Origin of the sequence: Lactiplantibacillus sp. DA1 (assembly GCF_032681335.1) — a bacterium.
Taxonomy (GTDB): Bacteria; Bacillota; Bacilli; order Lactobacillales; family Lactobacillaceae; genus Lactiplantibacillus.
In genome coordinates this window covers 81,030-99,582 of sequence record NZ_JAWHTQ010000001.1, presented here as the reverse complement: position 1 = coordinate 99,582, position 18,553 = coordinate 81,030, and the positions used below count along the sequence as shown (strand labels likewise).

Genomic DNA, 18,553 nt, shown 5'->3' with positions numbered 1-18,553 from the left:
ATAGGTAGGAGGAATTGAGATGACACTAAATAAAGTCAAGTACCGCGATTTTATTGCACCGTTATTGGTGGGCTTAATTATTTGGTTGAGTAGTCCCATCAAGCCCGCTAGCGTTTCAATGAACGCTTGGCATATTTTTGCAATTTTTGTCGCAACGATTATTGGTTGTATTACGCGGCCTTTGCCAATCGCGGGAGTTGCCATCATTGGGTTGACGCTAACAGTATTATTAGGCATCGTCCCTATGGACACGGCGGTTGCTGGATTTGGTAGCAGTACGGTATGGATGATTGCGATGGCTTATTTCATGTCACGCGGCTTTATCAATACTGGTCTAGGTCGACGCGTTGCGTTGGTGTTTGTGCGACTGTTCGGAAAGCGAACGTTAGGTTTGGCCTACGCGCTGATTGGGGTCGATCTGGTAACAGCGCCCGCAACGCCAAGTAATACAGCCCGTGCCGGTGGGATTGTTTACCCAATCATTCAGTCGTTAGCTGAAACGTTCGGCTCTGATCCTAAGGATGGAACGCAAAGTAAGATCGGCTCTTTCTTAGTATTTGCTGAATTTCATGGTGACTTAATCACGAGTACAATGTTTATGACGGCAATGGCACCAAACTTGGTTGCCGTCACGTTAGCCAAGAGTTTGCACATCACGTTATCTTGGATGCAATGGTTCTTAGCTGGGATCGTCCCAGGACTTATTTGTTTATTGGCTGTGCCATATTTAATTTATAAAATGTATCCACCAGAAATTAAAGATACGCCCAACGCAAAGCAATGGGCCGATGATGAATTAGCTAAAATGGGTAAGATGAGTCTACCAGAAAAAATTATGGGTGGTGTCTTCTTATTAGCCTTAGTTTTATGGATGTTATCCAGCTTCATTGGCCTAGAAGCATCATTAGTTGCCTTTATGGCCGTATCTTTGCTTTTAATTGCGGGTGTCTTATCAGTTGATGATGTCCTGCACGAAACCGGTGCTTGGAATACCTTGGTGTGGTTCTCAATTTTGATTTTCATGGCCAATGAATTGAACAGTCTCGGCTTTATTCCATGGTTATCTGGTGCGATCGGTGGTGCTTTGAAAGGCTTCAGTTGGGGTATTGTCCTGGCTGCACTAGTTTTATTCTACTTCTACAGTCACTATCTATTTGCTAGTGGGACTGCCCATGTTTCGGCGATGTACGGTGCCTTGCTGGGGGTCGCTGTTTCAGCAGGAGCGCCAGCAACCTTTGCTGCTTTAATGCTTGGCTTTACCGGTTCAATCTTTGCTTCGACGACGCATTATGCGAATGGCCCTGCGAGTGTTCTCTTCGGTTCCGGTTATGTTACTCAAGGTAAATGGTGGCAGTTAAACTTTGTTTTAGGTCTCTTCTACCTAGTTGTTTGGGGTGGTGTTGGTGCCCTTTGGATGAAAGTTATCGGTATTTGGTAGTCTGATTTTAATAAATTAAAACAGGTACCAAGCTGCCATCAACGGTCAGCATTGGTACCTGTTTTCGAAAAATGAATTAATGGGTGCGAGGCGCTGCTTGATCTTCTTGGAGGACACGGTTCGCGACGGCTTCATCAATGATGATGTCGGTCAGAAGTTGCCCCCGAAGTGCGCCCAGTAAAGCCTTACTTTTGAATTTACTCTTGATGATACCAAAGCGCCGAGGCACTTCAAGAATAGCTGGGATTTTAGCACCAAAGAGTTTGTCGTGGTCGCCATTAAGAATCTGACCATTAATGTCGTATGGCCGTCCGTATAAGAAGCCGGCAACGGCATGCGGATCAGCACCACCCAGAATGGCTTGCCGATGTTGCTGCCAGACGGGAATTGAATCAATGGACGCAAGCGTTCCGATACCGGCGAAGAGCATGTCCATCCGATCAAAGTTACTGATGGCCGGTGTGATGGCTGGTTCTTGGGCCAGTGCCTGGTGCGCTTGGTCATTGAACAAGTAGAGTGGTGCTGGAATGGTGACATACCGGGCACTGAACTTGGCCGCTGCTTTTTGAACCAACGGCGTTGAACCATTTGCCGCGTTTGTTTTCAAGTTGTCACCCATAAACTGGGTAAATAACAAATCATCACGGGTACTAGTTTGAAAATTATCAATGACACTTAGGACGGTGCCCCCCCACGCAACCCCGATGATTTGACTCTGTAGGATTTGGCGTTGAATGGTTTCGGCGGCAAATTCGATGACGTGCCGTTCATCGTCACTGGTGGTGTCCGCGTCTTTAATGATATAAATGTGTTGAATTGGAAAACGCTTCTTAAATTTGGCTTCTAGTTCGCTATTACGTTCAATTGGCGTATTAATATTGATTTTAACCAGTCCGGTCGCCATAGCTTCATCTAAGTATTTGGAAATTAGATAACGACTAACTTGGTACTTCTTTGAAATCTCAGCAATGTTGATTTTAGATAAGTAATAATCATGTGCAATGCCAATTAACAGGCGGCGATGATTCATATCGTCCATATTGATGACCTCTTTATCAAAATAAAATTTAAAATTTTAAAACTTGTTTTTAATATTTTAAGTTCATTATACCAGAAAATCGTATTTTAAAAATTTAAAAAATGTAATCAATATTTGATATTTTTAAAAAACGGTCGTACACTGAAAGTAACAAAGTGAATGGTATTATTTTGAGAAGAGAAGGCAGATATCGATGGTAGAACAAGATGAAATTTTAAAGTTACACGCCGCTCATACGGGGGTTTTAGATATTCACTCGGATTTGGCAGTGACCGATAAGGCTGAGCTAGGTAAAGCCTATACGCCTGGTGTGGCGGTGATTTCCAAGTTGATTGCCGCACATCCTGAATTAAAGGCAAAATACACGATGAGTGGTAAGTTGGTGGCCTTGATTACCGATGGCTCCGCAGTGTTAGGCTTGGGTAATATTGGTCCGGCCGGTGGTTTACCGGTTGTTGAAGGAAAAGCGCTCTTGTACAAGAATCTGGCCGGTATTAATGCAATTCCACTTGCCCTAAATCAGGTTAGTGTACCAGCGATGGTGGCGACGATTAAAAATCTCTCACTGTCATTTGCTGGGATCCACTTGGAAGACATTACAGCGCCGAAATGTTTTGAACTTGAAGCGGCGTTGAAAGATGAACTAAATATTCCAGTTTATCATGACGACCAAGAAGGTACCGCGATTGTGGTGCTAGCTGGACTAATTAATGCCGCTCATGTGGTTGGTAAGACTTTGCAGCAGATGCGGATCGTGGTTAATGGCGTTGGGGCGTCGGGTTTGGCCACCGCGCGACTACTAGCAGCGGTCGGCGTCAAACAACTGACGTTAGTTGATGTTTATGGGGTGATTACGTCGGATGATCAACGGTATAACCAGTATCAACGCAACCTCGCCAAGCAGTTACAGACGCCAGCACAACTTAAGGGGCAGCCACTAGCCAAGGTCATGGCCAATCAGGATGCCTTCGTTGGCTTATCAGATGCCAACGTCCTGTCAGCCAGTGATGTTCACTTGATGAATCATGACCCGATTGTCTTTGCATTGGCCAATCCGGTACCTGAAATTGATCCGGCAGCGGCGGCCAATGCTGGTGCTACAGTGATTGCCACAGGTTCTAGTCAGTATCCAAACCAGGTCAATAATATTTTAGCTTTCCCAGGACTGTTCAAGGGTTTGCTTGCAAATGGGGTCAAGCAAGTGGATGATGCTTTACAAGTTCAGGTTGCTCAGGCATTGGCTAAAACAGTGACAAATCCGACAGCCACCAAGATTGTGCCAAGCGTCTTTGACCCGCAAGTGGTACCTAACGTCACGGCCGCAGTTACAACATACGCTCAAGTACGGCATTAATCATAGGAGGTTAGCTGATGGTAGCGCAAATTGTTGAAATGCAGTTAAATAACCCGCACGAGCACACTCAGTGGCAAAAGTTTTTAACGTCGCTAGGAATTACTAATTTTAGTGCCCAGGAGGTTGAACACATTGATGTTACTTTGGGCTTGATTGAAAATGACCAACTTGTTGGGACGGGGTCACTTGCAGGTAACGTGCTTAAATATGTGGGTGTCTGTAACAAGGATAGTCAGCCGGGAACCCGGTTTAATCAAATCGTGAGTGCGCTAGTTAATCGATTATTTCAAGACCAGATCTTTCATATGATGGTATTTACGAAGGCCAAGTATTCATTGAGCTTTCAACACGTTGGTTTTAAAGAATTAGCGCATTCGGATGAAGCAGCGGTTTTAGAAAACGGTACGCCAGACGTTGCGGATTTTGTCCGCCAGTTACCAACGATTCAAAATCAAGCGCAACAGCGTGTGAGTGCCATCGTGATGAATGCCAATCCGTTTACTCGGGGGCACCGTTACTTAGTCGAGCAAGCTGCAGCCGTCAGCGATTTAGTTTACGTTTTCGTGGTTGCCACCGATGCCAGCCTGTTTCGCACAGCCGAGCGCGTTGAACTTGTTCGACAGGGCACAGGCGACTTAGCCAATGTCCGGGTCGTCAGTGGTGGTGATTATCTTGTGAGTGCGGCGACTTTTCCGGCTTACTTCTTAGACTCCGCGGCTAGCGCGATCGAAGCACAGACGACTTTGGATGCGCGGATCTTCAAAAATCAGCTGGCGCCGGCCTTAAATATCACGACGCGGTTTGTTGGCAGTGAACCGACATCCAGAACGACCGCGATTTATAATCAGGTCTTGCAGCGTGAATTACCACCGACAGTGGCGGTGCAAGTCGTACCGCGGACGACGGTCGCAAAGCAGCCGATATCGGCGCGAACCGTACGACAACAGATTCAAAGTGGTCATTTAACTGAGTTAAACCAACTAGTACCGCCAACAACGGGCCAGTTTATAAAAGATCATTTAACAACATTACAAACGCGAATTCAGAAAGGAATGAAAATTGATGGAAATTAAGACAACGGCAGTCGCCGGGACCTTGGAATCATCTGATATTCAAATCATGTTAATGGCGGGAGATAACGGCATTCAAATTGATCTTGAATCAGATGTGCTCAAACAATTTGGCACGCAAATCAAACATGTCATTACGACCACGCTACAGCAGTTAAATATTGATAATGTCAAGGTTCGTGCTGTCGATAAAGGGGCGTTGGACTGTGTCATTAAGGCGCGGACCATCACGGCAGCTCAACGAGCATTAGAAACCATGACACCAGCATGGGAGGTATTATAATGGCTGAAAAAGAAGAACGCTTACGGCGAACCATGATGTTTGTGCCCGGCAACAATCCGGCCATGGTCAAGGATGCTGGGATTTATGGCGCTGACTCGATTATGTTTGACTTGGAAGATGCGGTCTCGATGGCTGAAAAGGATGCGGCCCGGGTACTGGTTTATGAAGCGCTGAAAACCCAAGATTATGGCAACGCTGAATTGGTCGTCCGGATCAATGGTCTGGATACGACGTACTATGCTGATGATGTTAAAGCGATGGTCAAGGCAGGGATTGATGTTATTCGTTTGCCGAAAGTCGAATCTGCTGACATGATTCAAACGTTAGAAAAAGACGTTGCGGCTGCGGAAGCTGAATTTGGCATTCCAGTTGGAACCACTCATCTGATGGCGGCGATTGAAAGTGCTAAGGGTGTCTTGAATGCCCCAGCGATTGCGGCTGCGTCAAACCGCATGATTGGGATCGCCTTATCGGCTGAAGATTATACGACGGATATGAAAACGCACCGGTATCCCGATGGTGCCGAGCTTGAATTTGCTCGTAACATGGTACTTCATGCTGCCCGGGCAGCCGGTATCGCTGCGTTTGATACGGTCTTCACTAATATGGCTGACCCAGATGGTTTTTACCGTGAAACCCGGCATATTCATCAATTAGGATTTGACGGTAAGTCATTGGTCAACCCACGGCAGATTGCGATGGTCAACTCGGTCTATGAACCGACCAAGGACGAAGTTATTAAGGCCCAAAAAGTCATTGCCGCGATTGAAGAAGCTCGGATTAAGGGTTCTGGCGTCATCTCCATGAACGGTCAAATGGTTGACCGGCCAGTTGTCTTACGGGCTCAACGTGTGATGCAGTTGGCCAAAGTTTCCAACTTACTTGATGAGGAGGACAATTACATTGAAAAATAGTGTAGACCGCGAATTACCAGCGGAATTAATGGCAAAATTAAATTACCAGGGTTTTGAATCGACCGAAATTGGTCATCCAGAAATTCAACGGGTGGCACCCAAAGTGCACGTTTCAACGGGGAACGGCAAGGTCGTTGATTCCGTTGCCGACGTGGTAAAGGCGACCGTCAAAGATGGGATGACCATTTCATTTCACCATCATTTTCGTAATGGCGACTTTGTCTTTAATCAAGTAATGCGGGCAATCATTGACGCCGGCATTAAAGACTTAACGTTGGCACCATCTTCCTTAACCGGCGTGATGAATGACATGGTGATTGAAGCCATCAAGGCTGGTACGATTACGAACATTACTAGTTCTGGGATGCGTGGTTCCCTGGGCGATTTCGTTTCACACGGCGGCTTAAAGAATCCCGTGATTTTCCGTTCTCACGGTAATCGGGCCCGGGCCATTGAACATGGTGATATTAAAATCGATGTAGCCTTTTTAGGGGTACCGAATGCTGACCGACTAGGAAATGCGAATGGGATGGCCGGTAAAGCGGTCTTTGGCTCGCTGGGTTACGCACTGATGGATGCGCAATACGCCAACCAGGTCGTGTTATTGACTGATAACATTGTGGCTTATCCAAATACGCCGGCCTCAATCAAACAAACGCAAGTTGATTACGTTGTGCAGGTTGACCAAGTTGGTGATCCAGATAAGATTGGGTCAGGTGCAACTCGTTTTACCAAGGACCCGAAGGAATTAAAAATCGCCCAAACTGTTAATGATGTGATTGTGAACTCACCGTACTTTAAAAATGGGTTCTCATTCCAGACTGGTTCTGGTGGTGCTGCGTTGGCCGTGACGCGTTACTTACGGCAAGCCATGCTTGATAATCAAATCAAAGCGTCATTTGCCCTTGGTGGAATTACAAAGCCAACCACTGATCTACTGGAAGAAGGCTTAGTCGACAAAGTCATGGATGTTCAAGACTTCGACAAAGGGGCGGCAGCTTCGATGCATGCTAACCCTAACCAACAAGAAATTGACGCATCATGGTACGCTGACCCTGATAACAAGGGGGCGATGGTTGACCAATTAGATGTTGCCATTCTGAGTGCCTTGGAAATTGATACGCACTTCAACGTTAACGTCATGTCCGGTTCGGATGGCGTGATCCGGGGCGCCATTGGTGGTCACCAAGACGCGGCTACGGCCAAACTAACCATTATTTCCGCACCGCTTGTTCGGGGCCGGTTAGCAACGATTGTTCCTGACGTAACGACGGTCGTCACTCCCGGTGATTCAATTGACGTTGTAGTGACGGAATACGGGATTGCCATTAATCCACGGCGCGAGGACTTGGTCAAAGCACTAAGCCATGTGCCAGGCGTCCCTGTCTACACGATTGAAGAATTACAACAGTTGGCTGAAAAGAAAGTTGGCCAACCACAACCACTTGAATTTACTGATCGGACTGTCGCCTTGATCGAATACCGCGATGGAACGATTATTGATACAATCAAAGCAGTTAAGGACTAAAAGATATTGATTACAAAAATGACCTTGCTTGGCAAATTTTGTTGGCTAGGTCATTTTTATTTGGACAATTCGGTAAGTGAAACGCAAGGTAGTAACAAAATAGAACAATCATACAATATGAGATAGCTTATTAATTAGTGTGAATCATGATAAAAACGTGCCGATTGATTTGGATGCTGTTCGTCAGCGTGTGTGCGTCCTATTCCGACCTCCGGGGCTGGGTGACAATTGCTGGAACGTAAGCCGACGTCGATTTGAGCTAACGCACAACCCGCGTCATCTCAAATACGAGTCTTATTCTAAGCCGGAAGCAACCCACTTCCAGCTAAGAATAATTTGGCTACTGAGCATTGTCACCCAGCCCCTCCGGTCCGGTAAGCCGCTCGTATGGCTGATGAACGGCCACTTAACTTGGTACAATTGGTTGTTGGTTATTTTGAAACTGGAGCTTCAATTAAGCGTTAAGTTGACGTCGATCATTTTAGCCATTCCAATACTAAGCATCATGATTTAGACACAGTTGAGCTGGCATAATCGCATTTCTTGTCTCACAGACAAATAACAAGATTATCGGTTGAGAAGAATAACGATCAATCCATCAAAAATTGGGTACATCCATAACTGTCATTCGAACACTGTCCCGGCTGGAAGGCGTTTCTGACAATGCTAAGTGGTGAAATTCCACTTAGCAAGCGTTCTTTGCTTGGTTAGTGGAAGGCCAGTATTTGAGACGTGGGCTTCGGCTCAAATCTGTGCCCACCACGTTCCAGCAATTGGCAGAAATGCCTGGAAGTCGGCGTAGGGCGCGCAAATCAAGCAGGTTTACACTAGTTTGAACTTTTCCCAGCGGACTTAATCTGGTTGGTTTTGACTTTAATCAATCGGCACGTTTTTATCATGATTAATGACAGCTTAATTAGTTTGGTGAATCAAGTAGGTTGATTAAGAAACACGTGTTCAGTTATACGCTAAAAAATATCAGGGCATTGGGGTGAATGAAGGATGGATAAACAGCCAAATTTTAACTTGTTTGTCGATAAATAGTGGTCGTAATCAGCTGTAATTGAATAGAATTTATAACTAAGAATAAATCATACCATGTGAAAAAATAAACATTTTTATTCAAAGGCTGTAATTTCCTTTTTGAGAGCTCCTAAAAGCTGATATATCAACCTCATAATTAATAATTATAACTAAAATACAGTTTGACTATACCGGTATTTGGACGGTAAAATTAGTTTATAAACTAAATGTTATTTTTTTCACACACTTAGTAAGCGCTTACTAACACATTAATTGGAGGTTATCAACATGACAGAATATCGAGTTGAATCAGATACTTTAGGCGAAGTTAAAATTCCTGCAACCGCATTATGGGGAGCCCAGACGGAACGAAGTCGCCATAATTTCCCAACTGGTACCAAGATGCCGTTAGAAATGATTCGAGCACTACTTCAAATCAAGCGGGCCGCCGCGATTGCAAATAAGGAAGTTGAAGCAATGACTGCCGAAAAAGCTGATTTAATCGTGACTGCCATTGATAAACTATTAGCGCTAGATGACGAAGCGTTGCGTAAGGACTTTCCACTGGTAGTTTATCAAACTGGTTCTGGAACGCAAACAAATATGAATGTTAACGAAGTGGTGGCACACATGGCTGGCAAGCTCAATCCCGACATTGAAATCTTACCAAACGATGATGTGAACCATGGTCAAAGTTCTAATGATATTTTCCCAACCGCAATGAATATTACGGCCGCGGTTGCTGTGGACAAGCTGATTGCTGCCGCGGAACACTTGTTGGCAGAACTGAAAATCAAACAAAAGAAGTACTGGCGGGTTGTTAAGATTGGTCGGACCCATCTTCAAGATGCCACGCCATTAACCTTTGGCCAAGAAGTGAGTGGCTGGGCGAGTGCTATTGAACATGACATTGCTTACTTGAAGCAATTGAACCCAACCTTAGGCGAACTCGCAATGGGGGGGACCGCTGTTGGGACCGGTCTAAACGCTGCACCACATTTTGCTGAAAATATTGCCGATGCCATGAGTAAACTATATGGCATTGAATTTACAGCCGATTCCAACAAGTTCTATGGCTTGGCACATCACTCTGGTTTGAACGTGGTCCACGGGGCCATCAAGACGTTGGCTGCTGATTTAATGAAGATTGCCAATGACGTTCGCTTCTTAGCAAGTGGTCCCCGGGCGGGATATGATGAATTGAACATTCCGGCTAACGAACCCGGCTCATCAATTATGCCTGGGAAAGTTAACCCAACTCAAGCTGAAGCCATCACGATGGCCGCTGTACGGGTCATGGGAAATGACGTGGTCGTCGATTTAGCTTCTAGTCAAGGTAACTTTGAAATGAACGTCTACAAGACGGTCTTGATTGATGCCTTCTTGGAATCCGCTGAATTATTAGCCGGAACGATTACTGGTTTCGCTGACCGGATGATTGCTGGCTTGACTGTTAACCAAGATCGGATGGCAGAATTAGTGGACAGTTCTTTAATGACCGTTACGGCATTATCACCACACATCGGTTACCATGATAGTGCTGTCATTACTCAAGCTGCTGAAAAAGCTGGAACGACTTTACGTGAAGCAGCGATCAAGTCGGGTAAAGTAACGGCGGAACAATTCGATGAATGGATGGTTCCGATTGATATGACGAACATTGATGATTAAGGTAAAATGAGCAAAGGTCAAGCGTCGGTTAGCTGACGTATCTTAACGTGGCACGGGCCGTTATTCCTAGATTTGGAATGATGGCCCGTGTCGAGTTAACCGTAATAATCTGCTTGTTAACTGTTGGACTAATAAAATTGGACTCGATTGCTAGGCCCATTTGCTGGTCTGGACGAATTGAAGGGAGTAGTGGTATTCAATGGCTGATAAATTTACATTTACACCAACCGCATTAGCGGATTTAAAACCAAACTATGACGTGATTATTATTGGATCAGGTGGTGCTGGCCTAACAGCTGCCATTCAAGCACATGAATTGGGATTGAAACCCGTTATTCTAGAAAAAATGCCTAAGATTGGTGGGAACACCACCCGAGCTTCATCAGGAATGAATGCGGCTGAAACTAACGTGCAACTTCATCACCACATTGTCGATAGTTTTGGTGATTTCTACGGCGAAACCCTCAAGGGTGGGGGCGGCATGAATAACCAAGACCTATTGAAGTTCTTCACAGAGCACAGTGCGTTAGCAATTGACTGGTTAGCGGACCACGGTATTAAGCTAGACGATTTGACAATTACGGGTGGCATGAGCGTGATGCGGACCCATCGTCCAAGCTCAATGGCACCAATTGGTGGTTTCTTAGTCACCGAATTATTAAAACAGGTGGCGGCCGCCCAATTGCCATTGTTAACGGACATTAAGGTCGATGACCTGATTGTCAATGCTGACAAAATCAGTGGTGTGAAGGCAACAACTGCTGATGGTGCTGTCACGATTACAGCTGGCGCTGTGTTGCTAGCAACTGGGGGCTTTGGTGCGAACAAGGCATTACTCGGTAAGTATCGTGATGATCTCAAAAACTATCAGACGACTAATCAACCAGGTGCGACTGGCGACGGCATCTTGTTAGCGGAAGCCGTTGGTGCGAAAGTTGTTGATATGGACCAAGTCCAAGTTCATCCAACGGTTCAACAAGATACCGACCATGCTTACTTGATTGGCGAGGCTGTCCGGGGTGAGGGCGCCATTTTAGTCAACCAACAGGGCGCACGTTTTGTCAATGAGTTGGATACTCGTAAAAATGTGACGGCTGCCATTGATCAATTAGGCGGCACCGGGGCCTACCTGATTTTTGACCGGGGCATTCGTGACCGGGTCAAAGCGGTTGAGTTCTATGACCACATTGGGCTAGTGAAGACTGGGGCCGATTTGACCACTTTAGCAACTGAGACTGGGTTAGATGGGGCGACGCTTGAACAGGCCGTTACTGACTGGAATCAAGCAGTTGCTAGTCACAACGATGCGGCCTTTGACCGGACAACTGGGATGGATCGTGATATTGCAACGGGACCATTCTATTCGATTCATATTGCACCGGCCGTTCACTACACAATGGGTGGTATTGCCATTAATCCGGCAACTCAAGTCTTGAATCAGCAGGAACAGCCAATTGCTGGTTTGTTTGCAGCCGGTGAAGTCGTTGGCGGCTTACACGGTAATAACCGCATTGGTGGTAACTCGATTGCTGAAACGGTGATTTTTGGGCGTCAAGCCGGGCAACAAATGTTTAAATACTTACAATAAGTTCGTTTAAATGTTCGAAATTAATCGACTACGTCATTGATATTGGTGACGTGGTCGATTTTTATGAGCGATAACGTGTTAAAGCGAGCATAATTAGTTTAAAAATCGGCTTTTTTCAGTTAAGCTGAAGATATAAGCATACATTATAGGAAGAAAGTGACAGCGATGGCGACTATTTTTACAGCGGGAACGCCCCAAACGATTACAGATATGCTGGCGGCCCGGGATCAACGAGTAGCATACCAACAACAGTTGATGGCAACTAATCCTCAGGCCACGATTGCGGCAATTAAATTGAATATTCCGGGACCAATTAAGAATAACGTCGCACTGCGACGTTTGTTCTTAGCGGGAGTGCAGCGTTTCGAAGCCGGGTTGTCGACATACACGATGGCTGCTGATTGGAACCATCCGGCCGGTAATGAGCGTTTCTTAATCTTGACGACTGACTTTGCGACTAGTAAGCGGATGGCTGTGGCATTTGAAGAACAAGATCCGTTGGGGCGTTTATATGATATTGATATCTTACAAGCGGGCTCGCAGCGAGCGCTATCACGGACTGATCTAGGACTACCGAAGCGGCGGTGCCTATTATGTCGCCGTGAAGCCAAGGATTGTGCACGTTCGCGACGACACTCGGTTGTTGAACTCCAGCAAAAGATTATGACGATGTACATCACGGAATTTGGTGATCGCGCATGAATACTCGGGATTTAGATTACTTTCGTGCGTTGGTCGATTGTCAGAATTACACAATGGTGGCGAAGCAATTTGCCGTTTCACAGCCCGCGGTAACGCAGGCGATTCATCGCCTAGAAAAGGAATTTGCAGTTAAGTTGGTGATTCAAGATCGGCGGCATCAGCAAACCAATATTACGCGGGCGGGACAGTTACTGTACAAAAACGCACAACAAATTCAAGCTAGTTTAAAACTGGCCCATCGGGAAATTAAAAGTGCCCAACAAGTTGAGATTCGTTTTGGACTGCCGCCAATCATTGGTACCTTATATTTTCCACAAATTGCCGGTGAATTGTTACAAAACGGGTTACTCCAGCAGTTGAAAATAACCGAAACGGGATCGGATGAACTATTGCGTAAATTAGTACATGGTGAAATCAACATTGCCTTATTGGGGTCGTACTTACCGTTTGACTTACCAGCGGTGCACGCGGTTCGATTAGGCGCGCGGCCATTTAGTATTATTGTGAGTCCCGAAAATAGTTTGGCGAAACAAACAGCAGTCAGTTTTAAAGACTTAGAGCGAGCTGAGTTCATTGGTTTGGATGGTAAGTTCGTGCATCCCCAGGCATTTCAAGCATATTGTGATTTTGCTGGAGTCCATCCAGAAGTGATTTATCGCACACCGGATATCTCTTGGGTCAAAGCGCTGGTTAAAGCTAATTTAGGCATTAGTTTATTAGTTCGCGATGTCGTCAAAGCAGACGATGGTGTCGTAAGTCTGACCATTAACGATCAGTTACCAGTCAGTTTTAATATCTCGGTCGTTACGCGGGCTGGTTACTTACCAACAGCAGATGAGCAGCGCTTTATTGATCAGTTACTTAAAATGAAAATTTAAGGACCGTTGTGCCTAGTGGCTTGCAGCTCAAAGCAATCATTGAAATGTCGCCAATCTGTTGGTGTTCATACAGCTAGGTTGACTTTTGGACGGAGTTAAACTGATACCTTTGAATTTAACAAGTTGCGTAAGGTTGACCCTGACTAATGATGACTGAATGTTAGACTTAATAAGTATTTAACGCATTGGGTCTGTTAAGCGACTATGATTCATGGCCAATCATAATTATAATACTGATACGCGTTGTGCTAGTTATTTTGTCATGAATCATGATTAATACGTGCCATTTAGGCTGAATTGCTGTTCATCAGCACGGATGCGTCCTAGTCCGACCTCCGAGGCTGGGTGACAATTGCTGGAACGTAGCCGACGTCGATTTGAGCTCACGCAGCACCCCACTGCGCAATCTCAAATACGAGTCTTATTCTAAGCCGGAAGGAAATCACTTCCAGCTAAGAATAATTTGGCTACTGAGCATTGTCACCCAGCCCCTCCAGTCGGGAAGCCGCTCGAATGGCTGATGAACAGCCACTTAACTTAGTACAAATAGTCGTTGAGTATTTTGATACTGGCACTTCAATTAAACGTTGAGTTATCTTTGTCCATTTTAGCTATTCCAATACTAAATATGGCAATTTGGACATCGGTGTATTGTCACAATAGTATTGTCAGTCTAACAGTTTGATGACAAGATTATCGTTTGAGAAAAATAACGATCAATCCATCAAAAGTTGGGTACATCTATGTCCGCCATTCGAATACTGTCCCGACCGGAAGGCGTTTCTGCCAATGCTCAGCGATGAAATTCCACTTAGCAAGCGGTTTTTGCTTGGTTAGTGGAAGACCAGTATTTAAGACGTGGGTTTCGGCTTAAATCTGTGTCCATCGCGTTCCAGCAATTGGCAGAAATGCCTGGAGGTCGGCGAGGACGCACCAACCAGGCAGGTCTACACTAACTCGAACTTGTTTCCAGCGGGCCTAAGCTGGTTGGGTTTGACTTTAACCAATTGGCACGTATTAATCATGATTAGTACTAAATTAAATAACTAGCACAAGGCGTATACTGATACTTAATTTAATAGCACCACCATCACAAATTATTTTGACTGTGATGGTGGTGCTATTTTTGTTTGCCAGTAACTCATTTCGATTGCTCGTCATGGGTAGCTAGCGTCTCATGCAAAATGGTGAGTAATTGTTGTTGTACTGGTGTCAAAATGTGGGTTGTCCGATAGACGATGCTGGTAATGAATTCAGGTGGTTCAATGTCCATTAAGTCGAGGCGGACCACGTCAGTTCGATAATGATCAACGATTTTGGTAAAGAAGCCGATCCCGATATTTTCTCCGATTAACTTCATCAGGACGTGGGTGTCATTGGACCGGAAGACGATATTGGGTCGGAAATGATTTCGCCGAGTGAGTTTATTGAAAGCCGTGTTGTGAATGAAATTGCTATTGAAAAAAACGAATCTTTCACGGCGGAGTTCATTAAAGTAAACTCGCTTACGTTGTGCCAAGGGATGTTGTTTGGATACATAGATGCAAAAGGGCTGACGGTCAAATTCTTCAGCAATCAGGGTTTGATAAGAGAGGGGTTCTATCGATCCGAGGAGGGTCATGTCAACGCGGCCATCTCGGACCGCATTACGCAACCAGATGGAACCGCCTTCCACGGTTTCAAGGCCAGCAAGTAGGTTTTCAGCGGCTAACCGGGTGCCAATCTTTGGAAAATAGTGATTTTCAATAATTGGTGGTAAGCCTAAAATTAAACGTTTCTGTGATAAATTGTCAATTTCTTGATGGGCCAGCCGTAATTCATGTAATACAATTTTGGCATGTTCGGCGAGTTGTGCACCGCTATCAGTGACGTGCAAGGTATTCTGGACCCGATCACGAATGACTAGTGGGGCGCCAAATTCAGCCTCTAGTCTTTTAATTGCAGTCGTGATGGTTGGCTGGCTGACGCCAAACGTTTTCGCAACTTTTGAAAAGTTTTTTTGAGAAATTAATTCATCAAAATAAGCTAAGTCTTTTGTGTTCATTTTTATTCCTTTCTATATCAGTATTTCTAGCGGCATTATTTAATATATTTATATCATAGCATAGTTTTGACTATAACACTTTACGGGCGTTACAGTATTATTTGTAAATTGATAAGACGTTTTTCTTACCAATGAAAATTGATGAAAATGCTAATTATTAGGAGGCCGCAGTAATGACAAAAACTGCAAGTGAAATTTTAAATAATCCATTCTTAAATAAAGGCACTGCCTTTACCAAAGAGGAACGTCAAGCACTTGGCTTGACTGGAACGCTACCAAGTAAGGTACAAACGATTGATGACCAAGCGACCCAAGCTTATGCCCAATTCAAGAGCAAACCAAGTCGTTTGGAACAACGGATTTTCTTAATGAATCTCTTTAACGAAAACCGGACACTATTCTTCCATTTGATGGATGAGCACGTGGTTGAATTTATGCCAATCGTTTATGATCCCGTCGTTGCTGATTCCATTGAACAATATAATGAATTGTTCTTGGACCCACAAAATGCGGCCTTTGTTTCCGTAGATGCGCCTGAAGATATTGAAGCAACTTTGAAGAATGCAGCGGACGGCCGTGATATTCGGTTAGTCGTTGTTACGGATGCTGAAGGTATTCTTGGTATGGGTGACTGGGGGGTTAACGGTGTTGATATTGCCATTGGTAAATTAATGGTTTACACCGCCGCTGCCGGCATTGACCCATCACAAGTACTGCCAGTTAGCATCGATTCTGGAACGAACAACCAGAAATTATTAGACGATCCGTTGTATCTTGGTAACCGTCACAAGCGTGTTTCCGGCGAACAATACTATGATGTGATCGACAAGTTCGTTGCTGCTGAACAACAATTATTCCCAGATTCATTGTTACACTTTGAAGATTTCGGTCGCGACAATGCGCAAGTAATCTTGGACAAGTACAAGGATCAAATCGCAACCTTTAACGATGATATTCAAGGAACCGGGATGGTTGTTTTAGCTGGTATCCTAGGCGCATTGAACATTTCAAAGGAAAGCATCAAGGACCAAAAAATCTTATCATTTGGTGCCGGAACGGCCGGCATGGGAATTGCCAACCAAATCTTGGATGAATTGATGCAAGCTGGTTTAACAGAAGCAGAAGCTAAACAACACTTCTACGCTGTTGATAAGCAAGGTTTACTATTTGACGACACGGAAGGCTTAACCCCAGCCCAAAAGGCCTTCACGCGCAAACGGAGTGAATTTAGCAACGCTGACGAATTAACCAACTTGGAAGCCGTTGTTAAAGCCGTCCACCCAACCGTTATGATTGGGACATCGACTCAACCTGGTACCTTTACTGAAAGCATCATTAAGGAAATGGCGGCGCACACGGAACGGCCAATCATCTTCCCACTTTCTAACCCAACCAAGTTAGCGGAAGCTAAAGCGGAAGACTTAATCAAATGGACTGACGGCCGGGCCTTAGTTGCGACTGGGATTCCAGCTGATGATGTTGAATACAAAGGTGTCACTTACCAAATCGGACAAGGAAACAACGCCTTGATGTACCCTGGTTTAGGATTTGGTTTGATTGCTTCAACAGCCAAGGTACTGAACGCTGAAACCTTGTCAGCAGCCTGCCACGCATTAGGTGGCATCGTTGACACATCGAAGCCGGGCGCAGCAGTCTTGCCACCCGTTGCGAAGATTACTGAATTTTCACAAACATTAGCTGAAGTCGTGGCTCAAAGTGTGATTGATCAGAAGCTCAACAAAGAACCAATTGCAGATGCTAAGCAAGCAGTTGCTGATATGAAGTGGGTTCCAGAATACCGGGCCATCAGCAAATAGTGTTAGTAAAATAAGAGAATTGTAAGAGGGTATAAGAGGACATGGGAGTTTTATGGAATTCAATTCAAAGCGTCTTAGTTGTCGTTTTGATTATGATATTAGGTTTCGTCCTACGACGAGCAGGTTGGTTTGATGATAAGTTTGCTGGTACCATTTCTAAATTTATCAAAAATATCGCTTTGCCAGCATCGATTTTTGTTTCTGTGTTGAGCCGGTTAACTCGAGGTCAGTTAGGTTCATTTGCGGGTTACTTAGCTTACGCATTTTTGGCAGTGATTATTGGCTATTTGATTGCCTTTGCATTAGTTAAAATCATGCGGGTCCGTCCAGGCCGTAAAGGGATTTTTATTAATGCGGTCGTTAACGCCAACACGATCTTCATCGGGTTACCTTTGAACATTGCGTTGTTTGGTGAAAAGAGTATGACGTATTTCCTAGTTTACTATATCGTCAACACTGTTTCGACATGGGCATTCGGGGTCTTCTTAATCTCGAACGATGACCCAACGAAATCCAAGGAAAAGACGCATAACAAGATTGACTGGAAGAAAGTTATTCCAATGCCGTTAGTCGGTTTCTTAGTGGCGTTAATTTTCTTACTGTTGAATATTCCAATTATGAAGGTTTCCTTCGTTAGTTCGACGTTAACTTACGTTGGTAACTTGGTCACACCACTTTCATTGATTTATATTGGTATCGTGTTAGCTGATGCTGGTCTGAAGAGTATTCGGTTCGACCGTGATACGATTGTTGCTTTAATTGGTCGTTTCATCTTGTCACCAATCATCATGATCCTTGTCTTGATGGTTGCTGGTAACTTAGGCGCCAGCTTCCCAACACTAGCATCGCAAACGTTGATCGTTCAATCAGCGACGCCAATGTTGGCCGTCTTACCAATTTTGGCTAATGAGGCGCATGGTGATGTGGAATACGCAACGAATATTGTGACAACGAGTACCGTGTTGTTCATCGTAGTTGTTCCAATCTTAATGACGTTAATTCAATATATCTAAAAACTTGTTAGAAGCATTCCGATTGAGAGAGACGGAATGCTTTTTTTGACCACAAGTCGTGAGTATGACTATTACAAGCGGGTAACCTAACTAGTTATGATTAAGATAAACGATGATTAAAACGAGCCAGTTAGCTAGATTGCAAGGTGTCAGTATATGCGCGTCCTAGCCCGCTTCCTAAAGCTACGAGT

14 protein-coding genes are annotated in these 18,553 nt (G+C 44.8%); 12 read left to right on the top strand and 2 right to left on the bottom strand.

Features of this window, described 5'->3' with window-relative positions; genetic code table 11:
• Positions 1–19: 19 nt before the first annotated feature.
• A complete protein-coding gene (locus tag RXV91_RS00430) occupies positions 20–1,438 on the top strand; it encodes an anion permease (RefSeq protein ID WP_316438235.1) in 1,419 nt (472 codons plus the stop codon).
• A 76-nt stretch (positions 1,439–1,514) separates the two neighbouring features.
• On the opposite strand, the gene RXV91_RS00425 is transcribed toward RXV91_RS00430, so the two are convergent.
• Entirely contained in the window at positions 1,515–2,477 is a 963-nt protein-coding gene (locus tag RXV91_RS00425; RefSeq protein WP_316438234.1) for a sugar-binding domain-containing protein, read from the bottom strand.
• Between the two features lie 193 nt (positions 2,478–2,670).
• On the opposite strand from RXV91_RS00425, the gene RXV91_RS00420 reads away from it, so the two are divergent.
• From RXV91_RS00420 to RXV91_RS00380, 9 genes are all read left to right on the top strand, one after another.
• Positions 2,671–3,831, top strand: a complete 1,161-nt coding sequence (locus RXV91_RS00420) for a malic enzyme-like NAD(P)-binding protein (protein WP_316438233.1) — start codon at positions 2,671–2,673, stop codon at positions 3,829–3,831.
• A gap of 17 nt (positions 3,832–3,848) precedes the next feature.
• On the top strand, positions 3,849–4,904 hold the full coding sequence (citC, locus tag RXV91_RS00415; protein WP_316438232.1) for a [citrate (pro-3S)-lyase] ligase: 1,056 nt from the start codon (positions 3,849–3,851) through the stop codon (positions 4,902–4,904).
• Entirely contained in the window at positions 4,894–5,184 is a 291-nt protein-coding gene (gene citD, locus RXV91_RS00410) for a citrate lyase acyl carrier protein (protein ID WP_316438231.1), read from the top strand. Before citC ends, citD begins: the two co-directional genes overlap by 11 nt.
• Positions 5,184–6,098, top strand: coding sequence for a citrate (pro-3S)-lyase subunit beta (gene citE / locus RXV91_RS00405; protein ID WP_316438230.1), 915 nt, complete (start codon positions 5,184–5,186; stop codon positions 6,096–6,098). The genes citD and citE overlap by 1 nt, the downstream gene beginning before the upstream one ends.
• Positions 6,088–7,626 carry a citrate lyase subunit alpha gene (gene citF / locus RXV91_RS00400; RefSeq protein ID WP_316438229.1) on the top strand — a complete coding sequence of 513 codons (1,539 nt, stop codon included), beginning with the start codon at positions 6,088–6,090 and terminating at the stop codon, positions 7,624–7,626. Before citE ends, citF begins: the two co-directional genes overlap by 11 nt.
• Before the next feature lie 1,311 nt (positions 7,627–8,937).
• Positions 8,938–10,320, top strand: coding sequence for a class II fumarate hydratase (locus tag RXV91_RS00395; RefSeq protein ID WP_316438228.1), 1,383 nt, complete (start codon positions 8,938–8,940; stop codon positions 10,318–10,320).
• Positions 10,321–10,519: 199 nt separating this feature from the next.
• Positions 10,520–11,908, top strand: a complete 1,389-nt coding sequence (locus RXV91_RS00390; protein WP_316438227.1) for a flavocytochrome c — start codon at positions 10,520–10,522, stop codon at positions 11,906–11,908.
• A 165-nt stretch (positions 11,909–12,073) separates the two neighbouring features.
• Positions 12,074–12,610 (top strand): citrate lyase holo-[acyl-carrier protein] synthase, encoded by a 537-nt coding sequence (gene citX / locus RXV91_RS00385; protein WP_316438226.1) that lies wholly within the window; start codon positions 12,074–12,076, stop codon positions 12,608–12,610.
• Positions 12,607–13,488: a LysR family transcriptional regulator gene (locus tag RXV91_RS00380; protein ID WP_316438225.1), complete on the top strand. Its 882-nt coding sequence runs from the start codon at positions 12,607–12,609 to the stop codon at positions 13,486–13,488. Before citX ends, RXV91_RS00380 begins: the two co-directional genes overlap by 4 nt.
• 1,141 nt (positions 13,489–14,629) lie before the next feature.
• Here RXV91_RS00380 and RXV91_RS00375 read toward each other — a convergent pair.
• A complete protein-coding gene (locus RXV91_RS00375; protein ID WP_316438224.1) occupies positions 14,630–15,532 on the bottom strand; it encodes a LysR family transcriptional regulator in 903 nt (300 codons plus the stop codon).
• Between the two features lie 173 nt (positions 15,533–15,705).
• Between RXV91_RS00375 and RXV91_RS00370 the strand changes: the two genes are divergently transcribed.
• Together RXV91_RS00370 and RXV91_RS00365 are read left to right on the top strand one after the other, a co-directional pair.
• Entirely contained in the window at positions 15,706–17,349 is a 1,644-nt protein-coding gene (locus tag RXV91_RS00370) for a malolactic enzyme (RefSeq protein ID WP_316438223.1), read from the top strand.
• 41 nt (positions 17,350–17,390) lie between these two features.
• Positions 17,391–18,362 (top strand): AEC family transporter, encoded by a 972-nt coding sequence (locus tag RXV91_RS00365; RefSeq protein WP_021730680.1) that lies wholly within the window; start codon positions 17,391–17,393, stop codon positions 18,360–18,362.
• Positions 18,363–18,553 lie beyond the last annotated feature (191 nt).